At 64.0% G+C, this 25,602-nt stretch carries 20 protein-coding genes and 1 pseudogene; 16 read left to right on the top strand and 5 right to left on the bottom strand.

Going from position 1 to position 25,602, the window contains the following annotated elements:
* Positions 1-188: 188 nt before the first annotated feature.
* A complete protein-coding gene (locus VC352_RS10455; protein WP_322979496.1) occupies positions 189-962 on the bottom strand; it encodes a helix-turn-helix transcriptional regulator in 774 nt (257 codons plus the stop codon).
* A 104-nt stretch (positions 963-1,066) separates the two neighbouring features.
* Between VC352_RS10455 and VC352_RS10450 the strand changes: the two genes are divergently transcribed.
* The 3 genes and pseudogenes from VC352_RS10450 to VC352_RS25410 form a co-directional block, all read left to right on the top strand.
* Positions 1,067-2,284: an MFS transporter gene (locus VC352_RS10450; protein ID WP_322979495.1), complete on the top strand. Its 1,218-nt coding sequence runs from the start codon at positions 1,067-1,069 to the stop codon at positions 2,282-2,284.
* A 29-nt stretch (positions 2,285-2,313) separates the two neighbouring features.
* Complete coding sequence (locus VC352_RS10445) at positions 2,314-2,940, top strand: DUF998 domain-containing protein (protein ID WP_322979494.1); 627 nt, start codon at positions 2,314-2,316, stop codon at positions 2,938-2,940.
* Between the two features lie 56 nt (positions 2,941-2,996).
* A pseudogene (locus VC352_RS25410) lies at positions 2,997-3,122 on the top strand (NIPSNAP family protein); the annotation flags it as partial.
* A 16-nt stretch (positions 3,123-3,138) separates the two neighbouring features.
* Here VC352_RS25410 and VC352_RS10435 read toward each other — a convergent pair.
* Complete coding sequence (locus tag VC352_RS10435; RefSeq protein ID WP_322979493.1) at positions 3,139-3,768, bottom strand: class I SAM-dependent methyltransferase; 630 nt, start codon at positions 3,766-3,768, stop codon at positions 3,139-3,141.
* Positions 3,769-4,125: 357 nt separating this feature from the next.
* On the opposite strand from VC352_RS10435, the gene VC352_RS10430 reads away from it, so the two are divergent.
* Positions 4,126-5,370, top strand: coding sequence for an MFS transporter (locus VC352_RS10430; protein ID WP_322979492.1), 1,245 nt, complete (start codon positions 4,126-4,128; stop codon positions 5,368-5,370).
* Between the two features lie 618 nt (positions 5,371-5,988).
* On the opposite strand, the gene VC352_RS10425 is transcribed toward VC352_RS10430, so the two are convergent.
* A complete protein-coding gene (locus tag VC352_RS10425; RefSeq protein WP_322979491.1) occupies positions 5,989-7,218 on the bottom strand; it encodes an acyl-CoA dehydrogenase family protein in 1,230 nt (409 codons plus the stop codon).
* A complete protein-coding gene (locus VC352_RS10420; RefSeq protein ID WP_322979490.1) occupies positions 7,215-8,174 on the bottom strand; it encodes an aliphatic sulfonate ABC transporter substrate-binding protein in 960 nt (319 codons plus the stop codon). The genes VC352_RS10425 and VC352_RS10420 overlap by 4 nt, the downstream gene beginning before the upstream one ends.
* Positions 8,175-8,795: 621 nt before the next feature.
* Here VC352_RS10420 and VC352_RS10415 point away from each other — a divergent pair.
* From VC352_RS10415 to VC352_RS10395, 5 genes are all read left to right on the top strand, one after another.
* Positions 8,796-10,115 (top strand): OprD family porin, encoded by a 1,320-nt coding sequence (locus VC352_RS10415; protein ID WP_322979489.1) that lies wholly within the window; start codon positions 8,796-8,798, stop codon positions 10,113-10,115.
* 214 nt (positions 10,116-10,329) lie between these two features.
* Positions 10,330-11,322, top strand: coding sequence for an aliphatic sulfonate ABC transporter substrate-binding protein (locus VC352_RS10410; RefSeq protein ID WP_322979488.1), 993 nt, complete (start codon positions 10,330-10,332; stop codon positions 11,320-11,322).
* A 3-nt stretch (positions 11,323-11,325) separates the two neighbouring features.
* The gene (locus tag VC352_RS10405; RefSeq protein WP_301406476.1) at positions 11,326-12,156 is read left to right on the top strand and encodes an ABC transporter permease; all 831 of its coding nucleotides are present in this window, start codon (positions 11,326-11,328) and stop codon (positions 12,154-12,156) included.
* A complete protein-coding gene (locus VC352_RS10400) occupies positions 12,153-12,884 on the top strand; it encodes an ABC transporter ATP-binding protein (protein ID WP_322979487.1) in 732 nt (243 codons plus the stop codon). The genes VC352_RS10405 and VC352_RS10400 overlap by 4 nt, the downstream gene beginning before the upstream one ends.
* 394 nt (positions 12,885-13,278) lie before the next feature.
* Positions 13,279-13,653: a hypothetical protein gene (locus VC352_RS10395; protein WP_322979486.1), complete on the top strand. Its 375-nt coding sequence runs from the start codon at positions 13,279-13,281 to the stop codon at positions 13,651-13,653.
* 367 nt (positions 13,654-14,020) lie between these two features.
* On the opposite strand, the gene VC352_RS10390 is transcribed toward VC352_RS10395, so the two are convergent.
* Positions 14,021-15,358 (bottom strand): hypothetical protein, encoded by a 1,338-nt coding sequence (locus tag VC352_RS10390; RefSeq protein ID WP_322979485.1) that lies wholly within the window; start codon positions 15,356-15,358, stop codon positions 14,021-14,023.
* A 728-nt stretch (positions 15,359-16,086) separates the two neighbouring features.
* On the opposite strand from VC352_RS10390, the gene chrA reads away from it, so the two are divergent.
* The 7 genes from chrA to VC352_RS10355 all read left to right on the top strand — a co-directional run bounded on the left by chrA (position 16,087) and on the right by VC352_RS10355 (position 25,582).
* Positions 16,087-17,421, top strand: coding sequence for a chromate efflux transporter (chrA, locus tag VC352_RS10385; RefSeq protein WP_322979484.1), 1,335 nt, complete (start codon positions 16,087-16,089; stop codon positions 17,419-17,421).
* Positions 17,422-17,693: 272 nt separating this feature from the next.
* Positions 17,694-17,783, top strand: a complete 90-nt coding sequence (kdpF, locus tag VC352_RS10380) for a K(+)-transporting ATPase subunit F (RefSeq protein WP_017676012.1) — start codon at positions 17,694-17,696, stop codon at positions 17,781-17,783.
* Positions 17,784-17,793: 10 nt separating this feature from the next.
* A complete protein-coding gene (kdpA, locus tag VC352_RS10375) occupies positions 17,794-19,482 on the top strand; it encodes a potassium-transporting ATPase subunit KdpA (RefSeq protein ID WP_322979483.1) in 1,689 nt (562 codons plus the stop codon).
* Between the two features lie 13 nt (positions 19,483-19,495).
* The gene (kdpB, locus tag VC352_RS10370; RefSeq protein ID WP_322979482.1) at positions 19,496-21,553 is read left to right on the top strand and encodes a potassium-transporting ATPase subunit KdpB; all 2,058 of its coding nucleotides are present in this window, start codon (positions 19,496-19,498) and stop codon (positions 21,551-21,553) included.
* 120 nt (positions 21,554-21,673) lie between these two features.
* Entirely contained in the window at positions 21,674-22,231 is a 558-nt protein-coding gene (kdpC, locus tag VC352_RS10365) for a potassium-transporting ATPase subunit KdpC (protein ID WP_322979481.1), read from the top strand.
* A 10-nt stretch (positions 22,232-22,241) separates the two neighbouring features.
* Entirely contained in the window at positions 22,242-24,890 is a 2,649-nt protein-coding gene (locus tag VC352_RS10360; RefSeq protein ID WP_322979480.1) for a sensor histidine kinase KdpD, read from the top strand.
* Positions 24,890-25,582: a response regulator gene (locus VC352_RS10355; RefSeq protein ID WP_322979479.1), complete on the top strand. Its 693-nt coding sequence runs from the start codon at positions 24,890-24,892 to the stop codon at positions 25,580-25,582. Before VC352_RS10360 ends, VC352_RS10355 begins: the two co-directional genes overlap by 1 nt.
* Positions 25,583-25,602 lie beyond the last annotated feature (20 nt).

Here is a 25,602-nt window from a genome sequence, read left to right as displayed (position 1 = left end):
TTGACGCATGCAGTGTGGGAGGGGCTTTCGGCTCTGGCCATGCTACCTCCTGTATCCATCGACAAAAGCTCGCCGCTGAAGCGGCTCCTACGGTGCGTGGTTGAACGGCTGCACTCCGATGTTGACGCGTGCAGTGTGGGAGCGGCTTCAGCCGCGATAATCGCCGCTCAAGAACCGCCCACCGCGCATCACTTGAAAAACTGGCTAGGCGTCAGGCCGAACTGCTTCTTGAACATGGTGGTGAAGGCACTGGGGCTTTCGTAGCCCAACTCCCCGGCGATATCGATGATCTTCTCACCCAGGGCGATGCGCTCCAGTGCCAGCAGCAGGCGCGCCTGCTGGCGCCACTGGCCGAAGGTCATGCCGGTACCTTTCTGGAACAGGCGCTGGATGGTCTTCTCGTCCAGGCCCAGGCGAGTGCTCCAGTCGGCCAGGGTGGAGGCGTCGCCGGGATCGTCCTGCAGCGTCGTGCAGATCGGCAGCAGGCGCGGGTCGGCCGGTTGCGGCAGGTGCAGCGGCAGGGTGGGCAGGATGCGCAGCTCATCGATGATCAGGCGCATCACCCGCGCCTCGCGCGAGTCCTCGGCGTAGGGCTGGGTGATGTCCACGGCGGCGCGGATCAGCTCGCTCAATAGCGGCGAAATGGCCACGGCGCGGCATTCGGCGGGCATGTCCGGCAGACTGTCGGGGCGCACGAACATGCTGCGCATCTTCACGCTGCCGACGCAGCGGATCGCATGCACCTGGCCGCAAGGCATCCAGATGCCGCGGCTCGGCGGCACCGTCCACTGGTTCATCGCCGAAGTCACCACCATCACCCCGGAAATGGCGTAGATCAGCTGGTGCTTGTTGCGGTGCGAGTGCGGCTCGATGACGGCATTGACCGGGTAATCGGTGGCGCTGCTGCTGACCAGCCAGGGCGATGCATCGATCTCGGCCAACAGTTTGTCAGGTAAGCGCATGGGGATGCCTTTTTTGCGAGGGTTGTTTCCCGATCTTCGTGAGACAGGCGATTGGGCGCAGCCTAGCATAGCGGCGTTCCTCACCTCGTTCGGAAGCTTCAAGCATGTCCAGCAGCCCTGCCGCTACCTCCCTGGCCGGCGCCTCGCCCGTCAGCCAGGCCAACACTCTGGTGATGCGCGTGATCGGCGCCTGTGCCCTGGCGCACCTGATCAACGACCTGATCCAGGCGGTGTTGCCCGCCATCTACCCGATGCTCAAGCTCAATTACGGCCTGAGCTTCGCCCAGATCGGCCTGATCACCCTGACCTTCCAGCTCACCGCCTCGCTGCTGCAGCCGTGGGTGGGCTACCACACCGACCGCCATCCCAAGCCCTGGCTGCTGCCGGCCGGCTCGCTGTGCACCCTGGTCGGTATCCTCATGCTGGCCTTCGTCGGCAGCTTCCCGGCGATCCTCATGGCTTCAGCGCTGGTAGGCGTCGGCTCCTCGACCTTCCACCCCGAGGCGTCGCGCATCGCCCGTCTGGCCTCGGGCGGTCGTTATGGCCTGGCGCAGTCCACCTTTCAGGTCGGTGGCAATGCCGGTACCGCCTTCGGCCCGCTGCTGGCGGCGGCCATCATCATTCCCTACGGCCAGGGCAACGTCGCCTGGTTCGGCCTGTTCGCCGCCTTCGCCATCATCGTGTTGTACGGCCTGAGCCGCTGGTATCGCCACCACCTGACGTTGTTCAAGCTCAAGCAGGGCGGCGTGGCTACCCATGGTCTATCGGCCGGGCGGGTGAAGTTCGCTTTGCTGATCCTGGCGCTGCTGGTGTTCTCCAAGTACTTCTACATGGCCAGCTTCACCAGCTACTTCACCTTCTTTCTGATCGAGAAGTTCGATCTGTCGGTGGCCACCTCGCAGCTCTACCTGTTCCTGTTCCTCGGCGCGGTGGCCGCTGGCACCTTCTTCGGTGGGCCGATCGGCGACCGCATCGGACGCAAGCGGGTGATCTGGTTCTCCATCCTCGGCGTGGCACCGTTCTCCCTGCTGCTGCCGCACGTCGACCTGTTCTGGACGGGCGTGCTGAGCATGCTGATCGGCTTCATCCTAGCCTCGGCATTCTCCGCCATCGTGGTCTTCGCCCAGGAGCTGATGCCGGGCAATGTCGGCATGATCGCCGGGCTGTTCTTCGGCCTGATGTTCGGCTTCGGCGGCATCGGCGGCGCGCTGCTCGGTTACCTGGCGGACATCCACGGCATCGAGGAGGTGTTCCTGATCTGCTCCTTCCTGCCGCTGCTGGGCATCCTCACCGCGCTGCTGCCGTCGCTGAAAGCGCATTAATTACTCGTAAGGAAAAGGAACAGGGACCTATGAAAGACATGGATCGGATGTTGCTCGGCGTGGGCGTGTTGATACCGCTCTGGCTATTTTTCGGGGTGTTGCTGACCGCGCTGGCATATCCCGGTTACAGCCACCTGGATCAGGCCATGAGCCAACTAGGGGCGCAGGGCTCACCCACTCAGGGCTTCTCGGCCTGGGTCAACAACCTGCCACTGGGCGTGTTCTTCGTGCTCTTTGCCGTTGGCGTCATGCGCCAGGTGCGAGGCTCGCGGCTGGCGTTGTGCAGTGCGCTGCTGATCTTCGCCCATGGATTAGCCAGCTTCGCCACTGGCTACTTCGCCTGCGATCAGGGTTGCGCCCCCGCCCAGCCATCTTTCTCGCAGCAGATGCACAACCTGGCTGGTCTGGTGATGTTCCTCTCGCTGACCCTGGGCAGCCTGCTTTGGGCCTTTGCCAGCAGACGTCTGCTGGGGTCGCGTGGTTTCGGCTTGTTCTCCCTCGCCTGCACCGTGCTGGCTGTGGCCACTGTGGTGCTGATGGCTCAGGCGGTCGAGGCCGGGCATTCGTTCGGCCTGTATCAGCGCATCAATTACGGTATCTCGGTGATCTGGGTCGCAGGCCTGGCGCTGATGTTGTGGCGAGGTCGTGCCACTTAGTCACCGCCTGGAGTGTTGCCAGGCACGCCCAACAGCCGGGCTGCGTCGGCGATACCGACTACGAGCGCTATCGTCAGGACTCATTCGCCGACGCCGAATGCCAGGCGGCCTTCCGCTACGCCGAAGAGACGCGCTGCATCCTCAGTTACGAACGCAGCTTCTTCCGTCCCGTATTCGACTAGGGCGAGGCGCGGTGAGCTAACCGACACGCCGCCACACGCTGGCCAGCCAGGGTTGCTGGTCGCGTGGCAGGCCGGTGGGGCGGTAGTAGTGTTCCAGCTCGACGAAGCCGGCCGCCGTGAGCCGCGCGCGCCAGCGTTCGAGATCGTGATAGCTGCCGTAGCGCGGGCCGTTCCAGCCTTCCTGGTTCTCGCCGCGCGGGTTGGAGCTGAACAGCACGCTGCCGGGCTTGAGCGCCGTATGCAACTGGCCGAGTACACGCGGCAGTTCCTGATCCGGCACATGGAACAGGCTGGCGTTTGCGAAGATGCCGTCGAAATGCCCGGCCGGCAGATCCAGTTCGAGAAAGCTCTGCTGCCACACCTCGCAGCCGCTGTCGGCACGCGCCATGGCGACGAACTCGGCGCAGCCATCCAGGCCGATAGCTTCGTGGCCCAGGCCACTGAAGGTGCGCAGGTCGCGCCCCGGCCCGCAGCCGAAATCGAGAATGCGCCAGGGCTTCTCGCCCTCGATATGCCGCAGCAGCGCGGCGATGTTCTGGCTCACGTCATGGTCGCGCGTCCCCTCGCGAAAATCCTCGGCACTGTTCTGGTAGTGGGCCAGGGTGAGGGCGCTGATCTGCGCGAGTTCGTCGGGGGTGAGCGGCATGGCGAGGCTTCCGTAAAAAACGTTCGGACAAGGCTACCAAAGTCGTCTGCCCCCTGCGCTGGCACGCTATGCCCGTAGGAGCGGCTTCAGCCGCGATGGTACGGCTCGCCGCCAAATCACCTCCCACCGGAGCGAGGCCTGAACCATACCGCTCGCAACCGCACGGAGCGTGGGAGGGGCTTCAGCCGCGACTGCACAAGATTCGTCGACCCTGCCCAAAATATTTCGGTCGCTATCTCGCAACGGAGCAACCCGCGCAACAACCTGTTCACTGGTTTGCCCCAGGCCGGAGCTTTGCCGTAGATTGGCCGGCCCACCTCGACCGGAACCGACCGGTCATGCCTCGAGGTTTGCACCGTGTCCGCTGCTGCTCCCGCTTCTGTTTATCGCCTTCCCGGTTTTCTGGCGTTTCTCATCGCCCGCATCGTCGTGGTCTTCGCTGTACAGATCCAGGCCATCGTCGTCGCCTGGCAGGTCTATGACCTGACCCGCGATCCGCTGTCGCTGGCCTATGTCGGCCTGGCCCAGTTCATCCCCATGCTGCTGCTGTTGATGCCGGCTGGCGACCTGATCGACCGCTACGACCGCAAGCTGATCCTGATGCTCAGTTGGCTGGTCGAGGCTGTGTGTGCCGGGTCGCTACTGTGGTTGTCGCTGAGCGGCGCGCCGGTCGTCTGGTACTACGCGGTGCTGGTGCTGTACGGCTGCGGCCGTGCCTTTACCGGGCCGGCGCTGTCGAGCCTGCTGCCGCAGATCGTGCCGCGCGAGCGCCTGGCCGCCGCTATCGCCGCCAACAGCATGATCATGCGCGGCGCGACCATTTCCGGGCCGGTGATCGGTGGTGGCCTCTACGCCATCGGTGGCGGCGGGCTGACCTACTCGGTGTGCCTGGCCTGCTTCCTCGCCGGCTGCGTGCTGCTGCAGCGGGTGCCGGTGCTCTATGCGGAGAAGATGCAGGCGCTGGAGGCTGGCGCCTGGGCGCGCTTCACCGCCGGCATCCACTTCATCCGCACGCGACCGATCATCCTCGGCACCATCTCGCTGGATCTGTTTGCCGTACTGCTTGGCGGCGTGGTGGCGCTGCTGCCGATCTACGCCCAGGAAGTGCTGGAAGTCGGCCCAACCGGCCTCGGCCTGTTGCGCAGCGCCATGGCCATCGGTGAGGTGTCGGTGGGCCTGTACCTGAGCATGAAACCCTTCAACCGCCATGTCGGCCTGGTGATGTTCGGCGCGGTGGCGTTGTTCGGCGTGGCCAACCTGGTGTTCGCCCTATCCAGCCTGTTCTGGCTGTCCTTCGCCGCGCTGGTGGTGGCTGGCGGTGCAGACATGGTGAGCATGTATATCCGCTCCTCGCTGGTGCAGTTCTCCACCCCGGACGCCATGCGTGGTCGGGTCAACGCCGTGAACATGCTGTTCATCGGCTCCTCCAACGAACTGGGCGAATTCCGCGCCGGCACCAGTGCTGCCTGGTTCGGCGTGGTACCGGCCGCGCTGCTCGGCTGCGCCTGCACCCTGACGGTCACCGGCGGCTGGATGCTCGGCTTCAAGAGCCTGCGCAAGGTGAATCGCTTCGAGGATGCTTCGCCAAGCAAGGAAGCCTGACGTAGGGCGGCCAGGGACGCCGGCCGCTCGTCGCGAAGCGAACAGCCCATCACAGCGCGCGGATGTACGCAGATCAACGACCATAGGATGGCGCGAAACCCATCACCGCAATTGCCTCGGCTCTCGCTTGGCTCTATCCAGGCTACTTGGTGTTGGAGAAATGGCGATCAAGACCTTCCCAAACCCACCCACAAATTCTGTTAACAGTGCTGTGGATAACCTTTGCAAAAGCCCGCCGCACCTAGCATCCAGGCGGGTCACGGCGGGCCGCTCATTTTTTGCTCAATGACGCTTTGCTGGCGTTATCACCAGACGGAATATCGCTTTTAATCAATAACTTGGCTTGGGTTTTCAACAGTCGAGCAGGGCAGGTGCGCCTTGGTGGGCGTCGTGCACAGAATCTGGGGAAAGCACTGTGGATAAGATGCGGGAAAACTCGCCCAGGCCAGGTGGAGCAAGGGCTGAGCGAGGTTGATGCTTTTTCGCCCGGTCGCTTTGGCTGTCGGGGCGGAAGGCCGCCCGGATGCAAGCCGGGGCAATCCCGCCACAGGCACCGGTTTGCATCCACTACAGGGTCGCGGCTAAAGCCCCTCCTACAATACCTGCTGGCTCCCCCGATCAGCCGTATAGCGATGGCTGCGGGCCCTGGCCGCTGAGCAGCCAGTGGCCGAGGTCGCGTACTTTGTAGTCGATGGGATCGTGCAGGCTGTGCACGCGCACGTTGCGCCAGAAGCGGTCGAAGCCGTAGCGCGAGCTGGTGGCGCGGGCGCCCATGGCCTCGAATATCTGGCTGGTGATCTCCAATGCAGCACGCACCGCCACCACCTTGGCCTCGCTGATGGCCAGCGCCACCTCAGCGCGTTCGGCTGCGGTCAGCGCCGGTTTTTCCCAGGCGGCTTGCAGGCGCTGGGCGGCGTGTTCGGCCAGGGGCAGGGCGCTGCGATAACGCAGCCATAGCTCGCCATAGCGCTGCTGGATAAAGGGATCTTCGCAGGCGTTGTTCACGCCCGATGCGAGCCAGGGGCGGCTCTGTTCGCGGGTGTAGCGTCGAGCGGCGTCCAGCGCACCCTGGGCATTGCCCAGGTAGAGCTGGGTGAGGATCAGTTGCGACAGGCAGGCGCGCAGGGTGGTACGCGGGCTGGGGCCGACCGGGCCGAGCAGCTCGCTGGCGTCGACGAATACCTGCTCGAACTGCACCGTGCCGCTGTCGGTCTGGCGTTGGCCGAAACCGTCCCAGTCGCTGTTCACCGCCAGCCCTTCGCGTTGGCTGGGCAGCACGATGAAGACGCGGTCTTCCGGCTTCTTGCTGCGTTGCACGCCGACCACCAGTGCGTCGGCGCCGAGTGCACCGGAGCAGAACGATTTGCTGCCGTTGAGCTCGAAATGTTCCTCGCGCGGGGCGAGCGTGAGGCCGGTGTCTCGACCGTTGGTGGCGTTGCCCCAGAACCAGCGCTCCTGCACGGTGCGCGTCAGCCAGTGGCGCTGCTGATCGGGGTTGCCGAACAGCAGGAGGGTCGCCACCTGCAGGTGCTGGAAGGCGAAAAGGTGGGCCAGCGAGCTGTCCACCGCCGCCAGGTAGCGCACGATGCGGTAGATCTCCGGCCAGGCCACGCCCTGGCCGCCGTGCTGCTGCGGCACGGCCAGAGTCAGCAGACCGCTGTCGCGCAACAATTCGCGCTCGGCTTGGGCGCTTCCGCCAGCACGATCACGCTCCACCGCGCTGGCCGCCAGGCGCCGGGCCAGGCGCTCGACCTTGGCCGTGTGGTTGCCGAAATCCACGGGGAACAGGTGCGCGGCGAACAGCGGCTCGTCACGCAGACTGGGATGCAGGCGGGCCTCGGCGCTCATTTTGGGCTCCAGATGCTCACTTGGCGTGCATCCACCGATTTCGGCAGCAGGCCGGCGCCAAAGAAGGCATCGGCAATCTTCTGCTGCTCGGCGAGGCTGTCCGGCTGCACCAGGCGTACCTGGTAGCTGCGCCTGGCGTTGGCCTTCTCGACGATGGCCGGGTCTAGGTTGCCCCACAGCGGGCCGAGAATTTCAGCCGCCTGGCGCGGGTTGGCGCGCAGCCAGTCGCCGGTCTTCACCAGTTCGGCGAACACGGTCTGCAGCACTTGCGGGTGGCTTTTGGCGAAGGTGGCGCTGGTCAGGTAATAGCGCTGGTAGTCGGCCAGGCCCTTGCCGTCGGCCAGGATGCGCGTCGGCAATTGTTGCTGTGCGCCGCTCAAGAAAGGCTCCCAGGTGACCCAGGCATCGACCTTGCGGTTCTCGAAGGCCGCGCGGCCATCGGCTGGGGTGAGGTAGGCGGGTTCGATGTCGCTGAATTTCAGGCCGGCCTTGTGCAGCGCGGCGATCAGCAGGTAATGCACGCCGGCTGCCTTGGTCACGGCGACCTTCTTGCCCTTGAGGTCGGCCAGGGTTTCGATCGGCGAATCCTCGCGCACGATGATCGCCTGGGCGCTGGGGGAGGGCGCTTCCTGGGCGAAGTAGGCGAGGTCGGCACCGGCGGCCTGGGCGAACACCGGCACGGTGTCGGCGACATCGGCGGAGAGGTCGATATTGCCGACGTTGAGTGCCTCCAGCAGCGGCTGGCCGTTGGGGAATTCGTGCCAGCTGACGCTGATGTTCTGATCTGCCAGGGCTTTTTCCAGGGTGCCCTGGCTCTTCAGCAGGCTGATCAGTGTGGAGGATTTCTGGTAGCCGATGCGCAGGTGCTCGGCGGCTTCGGTGAGCGGAGCGACGAGCAGGCCGATGGCCAGCGAGGCGGCGATCAGTGTGCTGCGCTTGGAATGAGTGTTGGGCATGGCGGCTCTCGATACGAACACGTGCCGGCCATGGGGTGCGGCAGATCACGCGTACTTCAGTGTTTAGGGAAAGAAGTCCGGTGATCCGGTGGAGAGAAGCTAGACGATCTAAAAAATACTCATCAAATAATTTTTGGGAATTAGCTTAGGTGCATATCGGCCCGAAACATCGGTCATTCGGGCGACCGGAGCGCGGCCCGGGACGCCGGCTGTTTGGTACGCCCTACGAGCGTCAATCTATTTCCATATATTCTTTTTTGTTACTACAAAGTGAAAAATAATTCTTTTTAGGGATTAACGCTCGTCTCGTAGATTAGCCACTAGCCGACAGCGGACCACCGCATCGGGCCCGAATCAGGGGCTCTTAGAACCTGTTCCCGATCTCGCGAGCTAGAGTCAGGCAAGGCGAAATCAGGCGAAAAAGCGCAGTTTACGAGTTGTAAATGAGCATTTTGATCGGACTCGCGCCCGAGCCTGGTTTCAACGCAGCATGGCCGACGCGCAGCAGATCGTGACCAGGTTCGTATGCCAATCCGCCGAGACCAGCGCCATGTCCGCTGTCCTGCCGAGCCCCTGTGCAGTGCCAAACCCGAACAGCACACAGCATCTGGAGCATCGAGCATGAACAAGTCCAATCTGGCGCTGGCCGTCGCCCTGGCCGCTCTGGCCATCGAAGCGACTGCCGCCGGTTTCATCGAAGACAGCAAGGCCAGCCTCGGCCTGCGCAATTTCTATTACGACCTCAACACCAAGAACACCGCCAACAACAACGGCGAGGCGCAGGAGTGGGGCCAGGGCTTCATCTTCAACTACACCTCCGGGTTCACCGAAGGCACCGTCGGCTTCGGCCTCGACGCCATCGGCCTGCTGGGCGTCAAACTGGACTCCGGCGGCACCGCGAGCAAGACCGGTCGTGATCGCACCCCCGGTCAACTCTTCCCGCTGGAGCGCGACGGCAGCGCCGTGGACGACTACAGCAAGGCCGGTGTGACCGCCAAAGTGCGCCTGTCCAAGACCGAGGCGCGTATCGGCACCCTGCTGCCGAAGCTGCCGGTGGTGACCTTCAACGACGGCCGCCTGCTGCCGCAGACCTTCGAGGGTGGGCAGATCACTTCCAACGAGATCGACGGCCTGACCCTGACCGCCGGCCAGCTGGAAAGCACCAAGACCCGCAGCTCCACCGACGACATCGCGCTGCGTATCGCCGGCGCTACCGGTGACGCCGACACCAACAAGTTCTACTTCGCCGGTGGTGACTACAAGCTGACCAAGGATCTGACGCTGCAGTACTACTACGGCAACCTGGAAGACTTCTACAAACAGCACTTCCTTGGCCTGGTGCACAACTGGGCCATCGGCCCGGGCTCGCTGAAGACCGACCTGCGTTACTTCGACAGCAACTCCGACGGCAAGAACGGCAGCGCCTCCGGCCGTGCCGATGGCTACCGCAGCGCCGGCTACTGGCGTGCCGGCGACAGCAGCACCGGCGAGGTCGACAACCAGACCTGGAGCGCGCTGTTCACCTACACCCTGGGCAGCCACTTCGCCAGCCTGGGCTACCAGCAGGTCGAAGGCGACAGCGCCTTCCCGTTCCTCAACCAGGGTGGCGGCTCCTCGTCCTACCTGATCACCGACCGCCAGATCGGCAAGTTCCAGAACGCCGGCGAGCGCACCTGGCTGGCCGAGTACGGCTATGACTTCGCCAAGCTCGGCGTACCGGGCCTGAAGGCTAGCGTCGCTTACCTCAAGGGCGACAACGTCGACTCCGCCAACGGTGACCTGAAGGAGTGGGAGCGCGACTTCCGCCTCGACTACACCCTGCAGGATGGGCCGCTGAAAGGCCTTGGCGTGTCCTGGCGCAACGCGACCCAGCGCGGCAACGTCGCCACCGACGCCGACGAAAACCGCCTGATCCTGAGTTACACCCTGACCCTGCTGTAACCCACGAACCTGCCCAAAGTCTGCTGCGCGTCGGCACTGCTGCGTTAAAAACAGGCTCGGAATGCTCATGTACAAAAGTACACTCCGCTTCCTCGCCTCTTTTTGCCTTGCATCGCTCTAGCTCGCGATCCTTTGGGCAGGTTCTAACCCCAGTGACATCTCCTGACCGGCCCGCCAACGGGCCGGAAGGCCATTTATCCATGAGGAGATGACCATGAAAAAGAATGCCTTGCACGTTGGCCTGGCGGCCCTGTTTGCCGCCTGGTTGCCCACCGTTGTTCACGCTGCACCGCCAAAAGAAGTCCGCCTGGACTACGCCTACTACGCCCCTACCAGTCTGGTGCTCAAGCAACAGGGCCTGCTGGAAAAAGCCCTCGCGCCGCAGGGCATCGCCGTCAAATGGGTATTCAGCCAGGGCAGCAACCGCTCGCTGGAATACCTCAACGGCGGTAGCACCGATTTCGCCTCCACTGCCGGCCTGGCCGCCGTGCTCAGCCGCGCCAACGGCGCGCCGATCAACACCGTCTACGTCGCCAGCCGCCCGGAGTGGACAGCGCTGGTGGTGCCCAAGGACTCGCCCATCCAGTCGCTGGCCGACCTCAAGGGCAAGAAGATCGCCGCCACCAAGGGCACCGACCCTTTCCTGTTCCTCCTGCAAAGCCTGCAGAAGGCCGGGCTGGACAAGAACGATGTGGAAATCGTCCACCTGCAACACCCGGACGGTCGCGTCGCCCTTGAGCGTGGCGATGTGCAGGCCTGGGCCGGGCTCGACCCGCTGATGGCGGCTAGCGAGCTGCAGGCTGGTTCGCGCCTGCTGTACCGCAACCGCGACTTCAACAGCTACAGCGTGCTCAGCGTCACCGAGACCTTCGCCAAGGAGCAGCCTGAGCTGATCAAGCAGGTGATCGCCGCCTACGAGCAGGCGCGCCAGTGGGCCATCGCCAACCCTGATGCCCTGGCCCAGTTGCTCGCCGACGAAGCCAAACTGCCGCTGGAAGTGGCCAAGCTGCAACTGTCGCGCACCGACTTCAGCAACCCGCAGCCGGGCGCCGAACACATCAAGGCGCTGAAAGCTGCCGCGCCCATCCTGCTCGACGAGCAACTGGTGCGTCCGGGCACCGATGTAGCCCAGGTGGTCGACCAACTGATCCAGCCGCAACTGGCCGCTCAGGTGATCGGCAGCAACGTGGCCAAGGCGGGGAACTGACCGATGGGCGCGCTCAACCTCGTCATCGGCCGCTGGGCCGAACGGCTTCCGGGCTGGCGGCCGGCACTGACCGACCTGCGTGGTTGGGTGGTGCCCCTGCTGATTCTGGCTCTGCTGGAAACCCTGGTGCGCAGCGGCGTATTACCCGCGCACCAGATGCCCGCGCCGAGCCAGGTGGCGCAAACCCTGTACCTGCTGGCGCAGAGCGGCGAGCTGTGGCGGCATCTGAACGCCAGCCTGCTGCGCGTCGGCGCCGGTTTTGCCATCGGCGCCGCGCTAGCCATCGTCATCGGCACCTGGGTGGGCCTCAGCCGCCGCGCCGAAGCCTATCTGGAACCGACCTTCCAGGCGCTGCGGGCGATTCCCAGCTTGGCCTGGGTGCCGTTGCTGCTGCTCTGGTTGGGCATCGACGAAACGCCGAAGATCGTCCTGATCGCCCTCGGCGCCTTCTTCCCGGTGTACCTGGCGCTGCTCGCCGGCATCCGCAACATCGACCGCAAACTGGTGGAAGTGGGCCGGCTCTACGGCCTGTCGTCCCTGGCGCTGGTGCGCCGCATCCTCCTGCCCGCTGCGCTGCCGAGCCTGTTCACCGGCCTGCGCGGCGCGCTCAGCCTGAGCTGGATGTTCCTCGTCGCTGCCGAACTGATCGCCGCCACCCGTGGCCTCGGCTACCTGCTCAGCGACGGCCGGGAAACCTCGCGGCCGGATCTGGTGATCGCCGCGATCCTGCTGCTGGCGCTGCTCGGCAAACTCAGCGACAGCCTGCTCAAGGCCTGGGAAACCCGCGCCCTGCGCTGGCGCGACAGCTATCAGGGCGGGGAGGGCGGAGCATGAGTGCGCTGCTGAAATTGCAGAATATCCACAAGGCCTTCGCTGACGTACGTGTGCTCGAAGACGTCAGCCTGAGCCTGGCTGCTGGCGAAGTGGTCAGCCTGCTCGGCCCCTCCGGCTGCGGCAAGAGCACCCTGCTGCGCATCGCTGCCGGGCTGGATCAGGACTATCAGGGCGGGCTGGAACTCAACCCGCTGCTCAACTTCGGTCGCGGCAGCGGCATCGGCGTGGTGTTCCAGGAACCCCGGCTGATGCCCTGGCTCAGCGTGGCGCAGAACGTCGGCTTCGCCGATGGCTGGGTGGCTGACGACCAGTGGGTTGAACAACTGCTGCGTGACGTCGGCCTGCACGGACGCGGCGAGGCGCTGCCCAAACACCTCTCCGGCGGCCAGGCCCAACGTGTGGCCATCGCCCGTGCGCTGTACGGCAAACCGCAGGTGCTGCTGCTGGATGAGCCCTTCAGTGCGGTGGACGCCTTCACCCGCATGAAGCTGCAGGATCTGGTGGTGGAGCTGGCCGCCCGCTACGAGATCGCCGTGCTGCTGGTCACCCATGACCTCGACGAAGCCTTCTATCTAAGCGACCGCGTGCTGATCCTCGGCGGCACGCCAAGCCGCCTGCAACGCGAACTGGCCGTCCCCCTGGCCCGCCCCCGCGACCGCCGCTCGGCGGAGCTGGCCTACCTGCGTGGCGAGGCGCTGACCGAGCTGTACCAGTCGCACGCGCTGTAAACGAACTCTTCAAGGTGGAGTACTTTCTCGGGCCGTCAGGCCCGATTTTTTTGTTCGCGTCGGGTGCACCTGTTCGGCGTGGTCCAGATGCAATCCGGGGGCCTCGTTTGCGAGAGATAGCGGGCATGAAGCCAATGCGTTCATTCGCGGGAAAGGGGGAATTTCCGCCGTAGGGTGCGCCATGCGCGCCGGGCTTCTGGCGGTTGCAACGACCGTCAAGGAATCTCCCCTTTCACTCGCCGATGTGGCACAGGGCTATTAGGTCATCTGTGTTATGGCTGACTGTCCTGCACGTCCCTATCCTCCTTTTTTCACGCTTCTGTCCGTGGCTTCTCTCTTGCAACGAAAAGGATCCCGTTTGCGCTATGGACGGATCGAATCAAGGATATCCATCATGAACAAGACAACTCTCACTGCCGTGGCAGCCCTTTCTCTGATCCTGCTGGCAGGGTGTGGTGGGCGTACGCCGCTGGACTATGAGACGGGCACCTACATCGCCCCTGAAACGGTGCAGCAACTGAAGAGCGCCAGTGCCTCTCAGGATGAAGTCGTCAAGCAGATTGGCTACCCGAACGCCAAGTCGGAGTTGAGCGGTAAAGAAATATGGAAATACGACTACAGCCTGATCACCGCTCTGCCGGGCGCTCCCAACAAGAATGAGTCGACCGTGTTCGAGTGGAGCAAGGCCGGCAAACTGCTGGACGCCTACAAGACCAATGGTGGTGCCGGTTCCAACGGCAATCCCCTGCTGAAAGCGGCTGGCATGTAAGCGACACATACCGCCCCATGAAAAACGCCCGATTTATCGGGCGTTTTTCATGGGGCGCAGAACGGTCGGGAGAGGAGGCAAATTTATTTTGCGGTTCGATCCTGATACTCCCCGCATTCTCACTATGGGGGCGCTGTTTTGAACATTCACAGGTTGCAAAGGCCGTCGACAAATCTGTTCCCTTCTCTTCTGAGCAGCAATTGCGTTGGCTCGACGGGGAATCATCCAGAGGAAACGAAACGTCTGGGCTCCCGCCTTCGCGGGCGTGACGATTACTCGGAAAGTGGGGATTTATTTTCGGCTGGGAGACCGTTAAATAAATCTATCCCCTTTTCTGTCCTCAGTAATTTGTTCGGCCCGGATGCGATTAATTGGACGCGGCTTTTCCAAGCGCGGTTGCGTATGAAGAAATAACTTTGTCACAATTGTCTTCTGCATCTGCTAGCTTTTTGTTACCCTCGTTGATTGCTTCATTCTTTAGTTGAGTTGCGGCTGTAGAAGTTAGATTTTTTGTGGAAAATTGAGGGCTCTCAAATAGCTTCAATTGAACAGGCCCAGTAGCATTTTTCAGGTCTTCTAATAATTTGCTAGCGTTGACTGTTCCATTGTGGATCTGTGGCTGAATATTCTTAATGTTTTCAATTTTTTTCTCAATGGTTGAAACTTTAGCCGTGCAAGATTGGATGAAGTCATCCATGTAAACCATGGAGACTAAAGCTTGAACGGTGTTTGCAACGTGTTGGCTAACTTCTGAGGATTGCTGAGCGCCTTTTAAATTGTAGGAGGTTGAAGCTGTTGCTTTAATTGATAGGTTAGGGTCATTGTTGATTTTTTCAAACATAGATTGTAATTGCTTTTTGACAGCTTGCTCATTGCTTAAGGTGTCTTCAGCGAGTTTTTGTTTTGTCGTGAGATTTGAATATTCATTGCAATGCTCATTGTTCTTTTCAGAGTCGCTATCACATATGGCCTTTGCCTCATCAAAATTAGCAGGTGCAGAGCCATCAGGTTTTTTTACCTTATCCTTTAGTATCTCTTTTGAGTCAGACAAATTTTTATCTGCCTCCTCTTTCTTCGCTTGAAGCTCAGCTACACTAGCTGAAGACTTATCTATCATCTTTTTCAGCTCTACAATATTTTGTGAAGCCGTTCTGTCTGCTGTTGTATTTATCGTGACTTGTCCAGGTGCAACTGCACGAGCCAATTGCTCTATAGCTACAAGAGTTACCATGGACTTCTGATAGCTTTTTTGTAATGCAGTGAAGTCAGGCTTTGATATTGCGCCGGCGAGATAGGCTTCACAGTTTCTATACATGGCATCACGCAATAGCTGAATAGATTGAGTACGAATGCCAATAGTCGCTGCGGATTCTCCAAAAGCTCCTTTGAGGGCGGCTTCAGCAACTTCTGGCTTTACTGCAGAGAGGTCGAAAGAAGCAGTAAAAGCTGAAAGCGCATCGGGACTTGGTTCGGCACAATAAATAAGTCTTTCTCCTTTTGTTTCAGTAAGCTGTCCATCAATATATTTCTTTATGACAGTTGTTTCAGGGGCGCTTCCATATATCAAAAAACGCTGTTTTGCATCTACAGATGTATTTCCGGGAGATGAGATATTATCCTGGTTGTGGTATGTATTGAAGAACGCGCAGCTCGATAAAATCATTGGGGCGGAGATAAGGGCTAAAGATTTAAATAAATATTTCATGCAGTACGCTCCCTGTCTTATGTGCGGTTAGTGCTCAATCAATATTTTTCTTTCTAGGGTCTAACTATTAATTGGTCGATATCTATTTCGTGTTTCCACACAAGATCTGTCGCATAACATCCCTTGTCGTCCTGTAAGCCTTTACCCTGTGCATGGGAGCGGGCGCGGCAAAACGCAACAAGCACAGAGAGAAAATGGGATATGGGTGACGGCAAATCCGAGCTGCTGAACCGGCGAAGCAGCAGCGTTCAGTCCAAAACCTAGTCCATCCCTAGCCGCTTTGTCCACGTCAAGCAGGCAAAATGCCAGGCAGGTGGTTTGCCGTTAGAGAAACGCCGCTCCAGACCTGCCCAAACCCACCCACAAATTCTGTTAACAGCGTTGTGGATAACCTTTGCAAAAGCCCTCTGCGTCTAGCATTCAAGCGGGTCTCGTGAGGGCGTTCAGTTTTTACCCACTGACGCTTTGCTGGCGTTATCGCCAAGCGGAATATCACTTTTAATCAATCACTTGGCTCGGGTTTTCAACAGCAGAGCAGCGCAGAAGCGTATTGCCGGGCGTCGTGCACAGAATCTGGGGAAAGCACTGTGGATAAGATGCGGGAAAACTCGTCCAGGCCAGGTGGGGCAAGGGCTACATGGGGCTGGTTGTTTTTCGTGCGGTGTCGCGCGGCTGTCATCTTTCGTGGCTATAGTGGCCGGTCGATTTGCAGTCGCTGGAGCCCTTTAATGTCCGAATTGTCTGAACGTCACGCCCCGGTCAGTTTGCTGCAGGCCTTCTGGTTCTGGTTGAAGCTGGGGTTGATCAGTTTCGGCGGGCCGGCGGGGCAGATTTCGATCATGCATCAGGAGTTGGTGGAGAAACGCCGCTGGTTGTCTGAGCGGCGCTTTCTGCATGCGCTGAACTACTGCATGTTACTGCCCGGGCCGGAGGCGCAGCAGTTGGCCACCTACATCGGCTGGCTGATGCACCGCACCTGGGGCGGGGTGATCGCCGGGGCACTGTTCGTGCTGCCGTCGCTGCTGATCCTGATCGCGCTGTCCTGGGTCTACCTGGTGTTTGGCGATGTGCCGCTGGTGGCCGGGATCTTCTATGGCATCAAGCCGGCGGTGACGGTCATCGTGGTGCAGGCGGCCTGGCGCATCGGCGGGCGGGTGTTGAAGAACGCCTGGCTGTGGGCTATCGCGGCGGCGGCATTCGTCGCCATTTTCGCGTTGCAGTTGCCGTTCCCGCTGATCGTGCTCGGCGCGGCGCTGGTGGGGTACATCGGCGGGCGGCTGGCGCCTCAGCACTTCGCGGTCGGCGCCGGGCATGGCGAGGCTGGCGGGGCGCATGCGCCGGCATTGATCGATGATGAGACGCGCCTGGCGCACACGCATTTTCGCTCCAGCCGGCTGGCGCTGATTCTGCTGGTCGGCGCAGTGCTTTGGCTGCTGCCGATGGGCCTGCTGACCCTGGCGTTCGGCTGGCAGGGCACGCTGACGCAGATGGGCTGGTTCTTCACCAAGGCGGCGTTGCTGACCTTTGGCGGCGCTTATGCGGTGCTGCCTTATGTGTACCAGGGCGCCATCGAGCACTACGGCTGGCTGTCGCCCCGGCAGATGATCGATGGCCTGGCGCTGGGTGAAACCACGCCGGGGCCGTTGATCATGGTGGTGGCGTTCGTCGCCTTCGTCGGCGCCTACGGCCAGCCGCTGTTCGGGGGCGATTCGGCCTTCGCCAGTGGCGCGCTGGCGGCGGCGTTGGTCACCTGGTTCACCTTTCTGCCGTCGTTTCTGTTCATCCTCGCTGGTGGGCCGCTGGTGGAGTCGACCCACGGCCAGTTGAAGTTCACCGCGCCACTGACCGGCATCACCGCCGCCGTGGTCGGGGTGATTCTCAACCTGGCGCTGTTCTTTGGTTATCACGTGCTTTGGCCGCAGGGCTTTGCTGGTGAGTTCGATGGGGTGTCGGCGTTGATTACCCTGGGTGCGGGTGTGGCGTTGCTGGGCTTCAAGCGTGGGGTGATCGAGACGTTGATGGCCTGTGCGCTGGTGGGGTTGGTGGTTCGCTTGTTGGGTTGAGTGTCTGGCTTGGCATCGCTTGGTGGGTTACGCGGCGCGTTGAGTGGGGGCGTGGCTGTTAGTGAGGATTTTTGCGCCGCTAACCCACCCTACGGGTGCCATGTGCATGCCGCGTAGCTGCCCTGTTGCCGCTGAAGCGCCTCCCACAGGGCTGATCTCTGTGCATCCATACGATTTCTTTACGCCCTGGCGGCGGGGCGGCAATCGAATTTTTACGGGCAGCCTTTCGACAATGCTCGCGAGCGGATTCCCCGCATCGTGGAGCTTTGCACATGAACGCAATCGATGGTGTGTCGCTGATCCTGGTGGTCGGCCTCTTCGCCTATCTGCTGGTGGCGCTGCTCACCGCAGGGCGTGGTTGAGGAGACGGCCATGCATGACTACGACTGGCTGCTGCTGGCGGCTTTCTCTGTGCTGGTGTTGGCACCGGCCCCTTTTCTCGGGCGCTATTTCTACCGCGTGATGGAGGGCCAGCGCACCTGGCTCAGCCCCGTGCTGCAGCCGGTGGAGCGCCTGTGCTACCGCGTGGCCGGCATTGATCCGGAGCAGGAGCAGAGCTGGCGCGGTTACGCTCTGGCGCTGCTGGCCTTCACCCTGGTCTGCCTGCTGGCGCTGATGGGCATTCTGCTGCTGCAGGGCGGCTTGCCGCTCAACCCGCAGCAGCTCGCCGGGCTGAGCTTGCCGCTGGCGTTCAACACGGCGGTGAGCTTCGTCACCAACACCAACTGGCAGGCCTACAGCGGTGAGGTGCAGCTGAGTTACTTCAGCCAGATGCTCGGCCTCGGCGTGCAGAATTTCGTCAGCCCGGCAGTGGGTTTGGCGGTGCTGGTGGTGCTGTGCCGAGGTTTGGCGCGGCAGTCCAGCGACCGCCTGGGCAACTTCTGGGTCGATATCACCCGCGCCGTGCTCTACGGCCTGCTGCCGCTGTGCCTGGTGCTGGCGGTGCTGCTGGTGTGGCAGGGCGTGCCGCAGAACTTCAGCGATTACATCTCCGCCACCACCCTGCAGGGCAGTCAGCAGACCTTGCCGATGGGGCCGGCGGCCAGCCAGATCGCCATCAAGCAACTGGGCACCAATGGCGGCGGCTTCTTCGGCGTCAACTCGGCGCATCCGTTCGAGAACCCCACGGCGCTGAGCAACCTGCTGGAGCTGGCGTCGATTCTGCTGATCCCGGCGGCGCTGGTGTTCACCTTCGGTCATTACGTGCGTGACCTGCGCCAGAGCCGGGCGATCCTGGCCAGCATGCTGGTGCTGTTCGCCATCGGCCTGGGGGTGTGCGCCTGGGCGGAGTTGCAGCCGAACCCGGCGCTGGCGGGGTTGCCGATCGAGCAGGTCGGCTCGCTGGAGGGTAAGGAGGCGCGCTTCGGCAGCTTCGCCTCGGCGCTCTGGGCTGCGGCCACCACGGCGGCGTCCAACGGCTCGGTGAACGCGATGCACGACAGCTTCAGCGCCCTCGGTGGGCTGGTGCCGCTGGTCAATATGCTGCTCGGCGAGATCGTCTTCGGCGGCGTCGGCGCGGGCCTCTACGGCATGCTGCTGTTCGTGCTGATCGCGGTGTTCCTCGCCGGCCTGATGATCGGCCGCACCCCGGCCTACCTGGGCAAGAAGCTGGAAGCGCGCGAGGTGCGCCTGATGGTCGCCACGCTGCTGGTGATGCCGGTCGGCGTGCTGATATTCGGTGCCCTGGCGGTGAGTTTTGCCGGCCCGGCGGCGTCCATCGGCAACACCGGCCCGCATGGCTTCAGCCAGGCGCTGTATGCCTACGGCTCGGCCACCGCCAACAACGGCTCGGCCTTCGCCGGCTTCACCGCCGACACCCCCTACCACGACCTGATGCTTGGCCTGGCCATGCTGCTCGGGCGCTTCGGCTACATCCTGCCGGTGCTGGCGATTGCCGGCAGCCTGGCGGCCAAGCGCGCCGCGCCGCAGGGGCAGAACAGTTTTCCCACCCATGGGCCGCTGTTCGTCGTGCTGCTGACCTTGACCATCCTCCTGGTGGGTGGCCTGACCTTCATGCCGGCGCTGGCCCTGGGCCCGCTGGCCGAACACCTGGCGTTCTGAAGGAGAAACCGTGATGAATGCCCCCGTAACGGCGCAACGCAGCGCCAAATCGTCCAGCAGCCAGCCGCAGACCGGCCTCGGCGCGCTGTGGCGCCCGGCCCTCAAGCAGGCCTTCGTCAAGCTCGACCCACGGCAACTGGTGCGCTCGCCGGTGATGCTGGTGGTGGAGCTGACGGCGCTGGTCACCAGCGTGCTGTGCTTCGTCCCCAGCCCTGCCGTGAGCACTGCCCTGGGTGTGCAGATCGCCCTGTGGCTGTGGTTCACCGTGCTCTTCGCCAACTTCGCCGAGGCTTTGGCCGAAGGCCGTGGCAAGGCCCGCGCCGACAGCCTCAAGTCCGGCAGTCAGGGCTTGATGGCGAACAAACAGGTCGGCGCGCAGTTCCAGTCTGTCCCGGCCAGCAGCCTGCGCAAGGGCGATGTGGTGCGGGTCGAGGCCGGTGAGCTGATCCCTGGCGACGGCGAGGTGATCGAAGGCGTCGCGGCGGTCAATGAGGCGGCGATTACCGGCGAGTCCGCGCCAGTGATCCGCGAGTCCGGCGGCGACCGCTCGGCGGTCACCGGCAACACCCGTTTGGTGTCGGACTGGCTGCTGGTGCGGATCAGCGCCAACCCCGGCGAGTCCACCCTCGACCGTATGATCGCCCTGGTCGAAGGCGCGCGCCGGCAGAAGACGCCCAACGAGGTGGCGCTGGATATCCTGCTGATCGGCCTGACCCTGATCTTCCTGCTGGTGGTGGCCACGCTGCAGCCGTTCGCCCGTTTCGCCGGTGGCGACCTGCCGCTGATCTACCTGGCGGCGCTGCTGGTGACGCTGATCCCGACCACCATCGGCGGCCTGCTCTCGGCCATTGGCATCGCCGGCATGGATCGCCTGGTGCGCCTCAACGTCATCGCCAAGTCCGGCCGCGCCGTGGAGGCGGCCGGCGACGTACACACCCTGCTGCTGGACAAGACCGGCACCATCACCTTCGGCAACCGCCGCTGCAGCGCCATGGTCAAGGCGCCGGGCGTGGCCACGCCGGAGCTGGCTGAAGCGGCGCTGCTGGCCTCACAGGGCGACGACACGCCGGAGGGCAAGTCCATCGTCGAATACCTGGCCTCGTTGCACCCGATGGAGGTGCCCGAGCGCAGCGGCATGACGCTGATCGCCTTCAGCGCCGAGACGCGCCTGTCCGGCGCCGATGTGAACGGCGTGGCCTATCGCAAGGGCGCGGTGGATGCCGTGCTGGCCTACCTCGGCCAGGGCCGTACCGATCTGTCGGCACCGCTGGCGCGCGAGGTGGAGAAGATCGCCCAGAGCGGCGGCACGCCGCTGCTGGTGGCCGGTAATGGGCGCCTGCTCGGCGCCATCCACCTCAAGGACGTCGTCAAGCCGGGCATCCGCGAGCGTTTCGCCGAGCTGCGCGCCATGGGCATCCGCACCGTGATGGTGACCGGCGACAACCCGCTGACCGCCGCCGCCATCGCCGCCGAGGCGGGTGTCGACGATGTGATCGCCGAGGCCACGCCGGAGAAGAAGCTCGCGCGCATCCGCGCCGAGCAGGCCGAAGGCAAGCTGGTGGCGATGTGTGGCGACGGCGCCAACGACGCCCCGGCGCTGGCCCAGGCCGACGTCGGCCTGGCCATGAACGACGGCACCCAGGCCGCCCGCGAGGCTGCCAACCTGGTGGATCTGGACAGCGACCCGACCAAGCTGATCGACGTGGTGCAGGTGGGCAAGGAGCTGCTGGTGACCCGTGGCGCGCTGACCACCTTCTCGGTGGCCAACGACGTGGCCAAGTATTTCGCCATCCTCCCGGCGCTGTTCGCTGGCATCTACCCGCAGCTTGGCACGCTCAACCTGATGCAGTTGCACAGCCCGCAGAGCGCGATCCTCTCGGCCATCGTGTTCAACGCCCTGATCATCGTCGCGCTGATTCCGCTGGCGCTGCGCGGCGTGCGCATCCAGGCGCTGGATGCCGGCCAGTTGCTGCGGCGCAACCTGCTGATCTACGGCCTCGGCGGGCTGCTCGCGCCCTTCGTCGGGATCAAACTGCTCGACCTGCTGCTGGTGGGGTTGGGCTGGGTTTAACAGTGCTGTCTGAAGGTGCTGTAGGAGCGGATTTATCCGCGAAATGGCTGGCACGGCGCCAAGACCATCGCGAATGAATTCGCGCCTACACCAGCAAAGAATCGATATCGGAGATTCATCATGCTCGACTCTATCCGCCCCGCCATCGCCACTCTGGCGCTGATGACCCTGCTCACCGGCGTGGCCTATCCGCTGGTGGTCACCGGTGTGGCCCAGCTGACATTCCCCGATCAGGCCGCCGGCAGCCTGGTGCGTGACGATGCCGGCCAGGTGCGCGGCAGCCGCCTGATCGCCCAGGCCTTCGACGGCGATCAGTGGTTCCAGCCACGCCCCTCGGCTGGCGACTACGCCACCGTGGCCAGCGCCGCCAGCAACCTGGCGCCGAGCAACCCGAAGCTGCGCGAGCGCATCGAGCAGGCCAGTGCCGGACTGAGCAGCCAGGCGCCAGTGCCGATGCAACTGGTGACCACCTCGGGCAGCGGCCTCGACCCGCAGCTATCGCCCGAGGCCGCCGCCTGGCAGATTCCGCGCATCGCCAAGGCCCGTGGCCTGGCCGAGGCCGAGTTGCTGCGCCTGGTCGAGGCGCATACCGAGCGCCCGCTGTTTGGCCCGGCTGTGGTCAATGTGCTGGCTCTGAACCTGGCACTGGCCGACAATCCGCCCATCGCTTCCCGTTGATGAGCCCAGCATGAACGACAGCCTGCGCGCCGAAGCGCTGCTCGCCGACCTGCCCCGCGAAGGGCGGGGCCGGCTCAAGGTATTCCTCGGCGCTGCGCCGGGGGTGGGTAAGACCTACGCCATGCTCCAGGCCGCCCACGCGCAACTGCGCCAGGGCGTGGCGTTGCGCGCCGGGGTGGTGGAAAGCCATGGCCGCAGCGAGACCGAGGCGCTGCTGGTGGGGCTGCCGCAGCAACCGCCATTGCGCTTGCCGTATCGCGGTCTGGAACTGAGCGAGATGGATCTCGACGGGCTGCTCGCCGACCCGCCCAAGCTGGCGCTGGTCGACGAGCTGGCGCACAGCAACGCCCCCGGCAGCCGCCACGCCAAGCGCTGGCAGGACGTGCAGGAACTGCTCGCCGCCGGCATCGACGTCTACACCACGGTCAACGTGCAGCATCTGGAAAGCCTCAACGACCGCGTCCGCGACATCACCGGCGTGCAGGTGCGCGAGACGGTGCCCGACTGGGTGCTGCAGGAAGCCGACGAGATCCAGCTGGTCGACCTGCCGCCGCGCGAACTGCTCGAACGCCTGCGCGACGGCAAGGTGTACATGCCCGAACAGGCGCGCGCGGCCATCGACGCCTTCTTCTCGCCGACCAACCTCACCGCGCTGCGTGAGCTGGCCATGCAGACCGCCGCCGCGCGGGTTGATGCCGACCTCGACCAGCGTTATCGCCAGCTCGGCCAGGCTGCGCCCAGCCTGCTCGGACGCCTGCTGGTCGGGGTGGACGGTGATGGCGAGGCCGAGCGCCTGGTGCGTCACGCCTGCGCGGTGGCGGAGCGGCGTCATTTGCCCTGGTCGGTGGTGCATGTGGACAGCCGCGCAGCCATGGACGAAGAGCAACGGGCACGACTACAAGCGGCGCAGCGCCTGGCCGAACGCCTCGGTGGCGAGGTGGTGACGCTGCACGGTGACTCGGTGGCGCGCACGCTGCTCGATCATGCCCGCGAGCGTCGCGCCAGCCTGATCCTGGTCGGCGGCAGCACGCGGCGCCTGCGTCGGCGCTGGTTCGGGCGTGGCCTCGGCGAGCGCCTTCTGGCCGCTGGCGCCGGGCTGGAGGTAAGCGTGCTGGATGCGACCGGTGCGCAGACTCCGGCTGGCCGGCGCACGCGCATCGCCCCGCGCTGGCGTGACTACCTGCTGGCTACCCTGGCTGCCGCTTGTGCCACGCTGATCTCCCTCGGCCTGGCGCGGGTGCTGGAGCTGCCGAACATCTCTCTGGTGTTCCTCGCCGCCGTGCTGCTGGTGGCCGTGCGCAGCAGTCTCGGGCCAGCGCTGGCGTGCTCGGGGCTGTCGTTCCTGGCTTACAACTTCCTTTTCATTCCGCCGACCCTGACCCTGCGCATCCAGCGTCAGGAAGACGTGCTGACCCTGCTGTTCTTCCTGCTCATGGCCGGGCTGACCGGCAACCTGGCCAGCCGTCAGCGCCGCCAGGTGCAGGCGCTGCGTCAGGCGCAGGGCGAGACCACGGCGTTGCTGGAGCTGTCGCGCAGGCTCACCGTCGCCGCCGACCGCCAGGCCGTGCTGGCAGTGGCCGAGCAGCAACTGGGCGGTTGGGCGGAGATGCAATTGACCCTGCTGTCGCGCAACGCGGAGGGTCAGTGGCAGCACGAGGGTGGCCTGCACGCCGAGCTGGCCGATGCCGAGCGCGCCGCCGCCGACTGGGCCTGGCAGCATGAGCAGCCCGCCGGGCGCGGTACCGATACCCTGCCCGGCAGCCGTTGGTGGTGGTGGCCGCTGTGCGCGGAGGAGGGCGCGTTGTTGCTGATCGGCTTGCAGCATGTCGATGGCGCGCCACTGGCCGACGAGCGCCGGCGCCTGGTCGCTGCGCTGGGCCAACCGCTGGCGCAGGCTCTGGCTCGTGCGCAACTGGCCGAGGAGCTGGAGGCGGCGCGCCTGCACGGGCAGACCGAGGAGCTGCGCAGCGCGCTGCTGGCCTCGGTGTCGCACGACCTGCGCACCCCGCTGACTGCCATGCGTGGTTCCATCGACAGCCTGCTAGCGCTGGGCGAGGCGATCCCGCTGGCGGATCGCCGGGAACTGCTCGAAGGTACCCGCGACGAGGCCGAGCGCCTCGACCGCTATATCCAGAACCTGCTCGACATGACCCGTCTCGGCCATGGCGGGCTCAAGCTGGCACGCGATTGGGTGGCGCCCAGCGACATCGTCGCCAGTGCCTTGCAGCACCTGCGTGCGGTGCTCGCGCCGCTGCAGGTCGAATGCCGGCTGCCGCCCGAGCCGCCGCTGCTGCACGTGCACGCGGCGCTGATCGAGCAGGCCCTGGTCAACGTGCTGGAAAATGCCGCGCGCTTCTCGCCGCCGGCCGGGCGCCTGCGTGTGGCGCTGGAATATGACGAACGGGAGCTGCGCTTCATCGTCGCCGACCAGGGCCCTGGCATTCCAGAGGCGGAACGGGCGAAGATCTTCGACATGTTCTATACCGCTGCGCGCGGGGATCGTGGCGGCCAGGGTACTGGCCTGGGCCTGGCGATCTGCCAGGGCATGGTTGGCGCCCATGGTGGTCGCGTCACGGTCGGCGAAGGCCTTGATGGCCGTGGCGCCAGCCTGACACTGCACCTGCCGCTGACCACGCAACCGCAAGCCGAGGACGACTGATGACGCAAGGGCCGAGCATTCTGCTGATCGACGACGAAGCGCAGATCCGCAAGTTCCTGCGTATCGCCCTCAGCGCCCAGGGCCACCGGGTGCTGGAGGCGGCCAACGGCGAAGACGGTCTGGCCCAGGCGGCGCTGCACAACCCCGATCTGGTCGTGCTCGACCTCGGCCTGCCCGATCTCGACGGCCAGCAGGTGCTGCGCGGCCTGCGCGAATGGAGCCAGGTGCCGGTGCTGGTGCTCTCGGTGCGTGCCAGCGAGGGCGAGAAAGTGCTGGCACTGGACGGCGGCGCCAATGACTACGTGACCAAACCGTTCGGCATCCAGGAATTCCTCGCCCGCGTGCGCGTGCTGCTGCGCCAGGGGCAGGGGCGCGAAGCACTGCCGGCGAGCATCGCCTGTGGCGCGCTGAACATCGACCTGGCCTACCGCCGGGTCAGCCTCGACAGCACCGAAATCGCCCTGACACCCAAGGAATACGCCGTGCTGGCGCTGCTTGCCCAACATCTCGGGCGAGTGGTGACCCAGCAACAACTGCTGCGCGATATCTGGGGGCCGAGCCATGTCGGTGACAGCCACTACCTGCGCGTGGTGGTCGGCCATCTGCGGCAGAAGCTCGGCGACGACCCGGCCGCGCCGCGCTACCTGATCACCGAGGCCGGTGTCGGTTACCGCCTGCGCAGCGAAAACTGAAAGCCTTCAGCGCCGGGCGG

Source organism: Pseudomonas sp. C11 (genome assembly GCF_034683865.1).
Lineage (GTDB): Bacteria > Pseudomonadota > Gammaproteobacteria > Pseudomonadales > Pseudomonadaceae > Aquipseudomonas.
This window is presented reverse-complemented; position numbering and strand designations above follow the sequence as displayed.